We start from the raw sequence: 3,847 nt of genomic DNA, 5'->3' as shown, positions 1-3,847 counted from the left end.
GGTCCGCCGCGGGCGCCGCGGGCGGGCGCCGTCCGGTGGTCGCCGGGCGTCAGCCGCCCGCCGCGGGAGCGGCGAACCCGTACTTACCGAACAACGAACGAGCGGCCGGAGATGTCAGCCATGTGACGAACGCCTCCGCCTGCTTCGCGTGCCCGCCGCGCACCGCCGCCGCCGGATAGGACGCCACGACGTTGAGCGCCGGCGGAACGGGCACGCTCCCGGCCGCCACACCGGCCGATCGCAGGTCGGTGACGTAGACCACGCCCGCGTCCGCCTCCCCGGCCCGGACCCGGTCCAGCACCGCCCGCGCGCTGACCTCCTGCGACGACGTCCGGACGGTCACCCCCGCGCGGGCGAACATCTGCTGCGCGTACCGTCCGACCGGCACGATCGGGCCGCCGGTGACGACCCGCAGCCCGGGCCGGGCCAGGTCGTACGGGGTGCGCAGCCGCTTGGGATTGCCCGGCCGGACGGCGATGGTCAGCGAGTTGCGGGCGACGGCCCGCGGACGTCCCGCCAGCTTCCGGGACACCTCGTCCAGGGCCGTCCGGTCGGCGGTGACCAGCACGTCGCCCGGCTGGTGGTCGCCGACCCGCGCGGCCATCTCCTGGGAGCCGCCGTAGACCGTCCGGACCCGCACGCCCGGCCGCTCCTGCCGGTAGGTCGCGCCCAGCTCGTCCATCACCTCGGTCAGCGAGGAGGCGGCGAGGACGGTCAGCGTCACCGGCCCGGACGAGCCGCCGCAGGCGGCCAGGGACGCGCCGAGGACGACGGCCAGGGAGGGGACGGCGGCGGGCCGCGGCCATCGGCGGAAGTCGGGCATATGCCGTCATCCTAGGCTTGATCGGCCTTCGCTCCGGGGATTCGGGCCGGGCGTGTCAGTGCTCCGGACTAGGGTTCTGCCCAGTGTTCCTGGCGCGCCGGCGCTCCCGGTGGCCAGGGTTCGTGGCGACACCCCGGCTGGAGAGGCCCCCGATGACGTTCGACCTGATGCAGCAGCTCCCCGACGACTGGCGGGTGCGGCTCGAGCCCCTGCTCGACCCGGTCAAGACGGCCGCGCTGGCCGCGTTCGTCGCCGGGGAGTACGAGGAGCAGACGGTCTACCCGCCCCCCGAGGACCTGTTCAACGCCTTCCGGCACTGCCCCTACGACCGGGCGCGCGTGCTCATCCTCGGCCAGGACCCCTACCACGGCCCCGGTCAGGCCCACGGCCTGTCGTTCAGCGTCAAGCCCGGCGTGAAGCTGCCCCCGTCGCTGCGCAACATCTACAAGGAGCTGGCGAGCGACCTCGACGTCCCGGTCGCCGCCCAGGGCGACCTGACGCCGTGGGCCGACCAGGGCGTCCTGCTGCTCAACGCGGTACTGACCGTCCGCGCCGGGGACGCCGGGTCGCACGCGAACAAGGGCTGGGAGGAGTTCACCGACGCGGCCATCCGCGCGCTGAACGAGAAGTCCGAGCGCGTGGTGTTCGTGCTGTGGGGCGCCTACGCCCGCAAGAAGGCCCGCCTGATCACCGGCGAGCGGCACACCGTGATCGAGTCGGCGCACCCGAGCCCGCTGAGCGCCAAGAAGTTCTTCGGCACCAAGCCGTTCAGCGCCGTCAACAAGGCCCTCGCGGACGCGGGCGAGCCCGAGATCGACTGGGACCTCACCTCGGCCTGACCTTCTTCTGAGTGGCCCGGGCGGTCGCTTCCCCCGTCCGGGGGAAGCGGTTCCCCTTCGGGCGGGAGGTGCGGCGGGACGGCCTCCCGCCAGGCTCGGGGCATGACGACGATCGCTCAGCCGGTGCCGTCCGCCCCGCGCGGACGGCACGGCTCACCCGGCGCGCCGCGCCTCGCCATCGCGTACGTGACGTGCGCGGCCTGCGTCCCCTACATCGTGCTGAAGCTGATCTGGCTGTTCGGCGGAAACCTCGGCGTCAACGACCCGGGGGCGATGCACAGCACCAAGACGCAGGTCGCCAACGTGATCACGTTCGCGCTCGACACCACGACCATCCTGATCGTGCTCGCCTTCACCTACGGCTGGGGGCGGCGGCTGCCGTCCTGGCTGGTCGTGGTGCCGATCTGGGTCGGGACGGGACTGCTGGCGCCGCTCACGCTGGCCGTCCCGCTCGGGACGGTCGTGCAGTTCGCCCTGGGGGAGGGCTCGCCCACGTCGGCGCCCGGCGCGAGCATGCTCGACCCCTGGGTCTTCGTCGTGGTGTACGGCGGATTCATCATGCAGGCCGCGGGTCTGACGATCGCCTTCGTCCTCTACGCGAGGGCCCGGTGGCCCGAGGTGTTCGCCCTGCTCGCGCGCGACGTCCCCGCCGGCCCGACCGACGTCATGCGCCGGTTCCTGGTCTGGGCGGCGGCGGTCCCGATGGCCTTCGCCGTGGTCGTGGACCTCTACTGGGCGTTCGGCGGGACCGGCGGCCGGACGGTCGACCTCAGCACCACCCAGCAGGTGGTCCAGTTCGTGCACGGCTCCGTGGCGCTCGCGGGGGCCGCCGGGGCGCTGGCGCTCGTCCAGCGGCGGCGCGGGCGGCTCATCGTCCCGATGACCGCGGCCTGGATCGGCGGCGGCGCGGGCTTCTCCTACGGCCTGTTCACCTGCCTGGTGGCCGCGGACCCGGACACCTCCACCCTGATGGGCCTGGAGGCCCTGGCGAGCATGCTCGGCGGCCTGGTGATCGGCCTGGCCGGCGCGTCCCTGCTCGCGGAACGCGCCGCCGAACGGGCCTCTGGAGCGGGGAGCGGCGCCGAGCGGGCCGCCGGGCGGGGCCGGGACGGTCAGAGCGCGAGTCCGACCGCCAGCAGCACGCCGTAGACGATCTGGAGCCGGGCGGTCATGCCCAGGACCGGGATGAGGTCGCGGCCCTTGGCGCCCTGGATGACCCGCTGCGTGGGCGGCACCGAGAACGGCGCGGCCAGCAGCGCGACCAGCGCCCACGGGTGCGGGGCCGCGAGGGCGAGGACGATCATGAACGGGACCGCGCAGCACGCCGCGTACAGGATGCGCGTCCAGGGGCCGCCGAGCACGACCGCGAGGGTCCGCTTGCCGGACTCCTTGTCGGTCGGCAGGTCCCGGAGGTTGTTGACGACCAGCAGCGCGCAGGCCAGCAGCCCGATCGGGACGGCCGCCGCCCACGCCTCCCACGGCAGCGTCTCGGTCTGGACGTACACGGTGCCGACGACCGCCACCAGGCCGAAGAACACGAACACCGAGATCTCGCCGAGCGCCCGGTACCCGTACGGGTTCTTGCCGCCGGTGTAGAACCAGGCCGCGAGGATCGCGAACGCGCCGACCAGCAGCAGCCACCAGGACGTCACGGCCGCGAGCACCAGGCCCGCCACGGCCGCGACCGCGAAGCAGCCGAGCGCGGCGGCGAGCACCTGCCGGGGCGGCGCGACCTTGGATCCGACCAGCCGCAGCGGCCCGACCCGGACCTCGTCGGTGCCGCGCACGCCGTCGCTGTAGTCGTTGGAGTAGTTCACCCCGATCTGGAGGACGAGCGCGACGACGGCGGCGAGCAGGGCACGCCACCAGACGGCGTGTCCCGCGCCGATCGCCACGCCGGTTCCGACGACGACGGGCACGAGCGAGGTGGGCAGGGTGCGGGGCCGGGACCCGGCGACCCATTGGGAGAGCGTGGCCACAGTGATACCGCTAGTTCTCGAGGGTGCAAGGGGACGGTTCTTGATTCTCGCCGATGTCGATCATTGGTCGGGCGCCGCCGTGCCCACGCGTCCGGTGAGCCCCGCTCCGGCGTCCGCGCCGTCCGCATCATCGGCTGCGGGGGCGGCTGCGGGCTCGGCGCGGTCGGCGGCGTCCGCGTCGGCGCGCGACGTCCGGGACGCCCGCG

Annotated in this window: 4 protein-coding genes; 2 read left to right on the top strand and 2 right to left on the bottom strand. The window is 74.1% G+C overall.

Annotation, left to right across the window (positions count from 1 at the left end; translation table 11 throughout):
- Positions 1 to 49 precede the first annotated feature (49 nt).
- A complete protein-coding gene (gene modA, locus DZF91_RS26890; RefSeq protein ID WP_117359963.1) occupies positions 50 to 823 on the bottom strand; it encodes a molybdate ABC transporter substrate-binding protein in 774 nt (257 codons plus the stop codon).
- A 152-nt stretch (positions 824 to 975) separates the two neighbouring features.
- Here modA and DZF91_RS26885 point away from each other — a divergent pair, with 152 nt between their 5' ends.
- Both DZF91_RS26885 and DZF91_RS26880 read left to right on the top strand, forming a co-directional pair.
- Entirely contained in the window at positions 976 to 1,662 is a 687-nt protein-coding gene (locus tag DZF91_RS26885) for a uracil-DNA glycosylase (protein WP_117359962.1), read from the top strand.
- Positions 1,663 to 1,764: 102 nt separating this feature from the next.
- Positions 1,765 to 2,811: a hypothetical protein gene (locus DZF91_RS26880; RefSeq protein WP_117359961.1), complete on the top strand. Its 1,047-nt coding sequence runs from the start codon at positions 1,765 to 1,767 to the stop codon at positions 2,809 to 2,811.
- Here the strand turns inward: DZF91_RS26880 and DZF91_RS26875 are convergent.
- Positions 2,775 to 3,641: a 1,4-dihydroxy-2-naphthoate polyprenyltransferase gene (locus DZF91_RS26875; RefSeq protein ID WP_117359960.1), complete on the bottom strand. Its 867-nt coding sequence runs from the start codon at positions 3,639 to 3,641 to the stop codon at positions 2,775 to 2,777. The genes DZF91_RS26880 and DZF91_RS26875 overlap by 37 nt on opposite strands.
- Positions 3,642 to 3,847: the final 206 nt, after the last annotated feature.

The organism is Actinomadura logoneensis (assembly GCF_003428695.1).
GTDB classification, from domain to species: Bacteria; Actinomycetota; Actinomycetes; order Streptosporangiales; family Streptosporangiaceae; genus Spirillospora; species Spirillospora logoneensis.
This window is presented reverse-complemented; position numbering and strand designations above follow the sequence as displayed.

Coding starts and splice junctions, on each gene's coding strand:
- modA (WP_117359963.1), bottom strand. CDS start 823: ATGCCCGACTTCCGCCGATGGCCGCGGCCCGCCGCCGTCCCCTCCCTG.
- DZF91_RS26885 (WP_117359962.1), top strand. CDS start 976: ATGACGTTCGACCTGATGCAGCAGCTCCCCGACGACTGGCGGGTGCGG.
- DZF91_RS26880 (WP_117359961.1), top strand. CDS start 1,765: ATGACGACGATCGCTCAGCCGGTGCCGTCCGCCCCGCGCGGACGGCAC.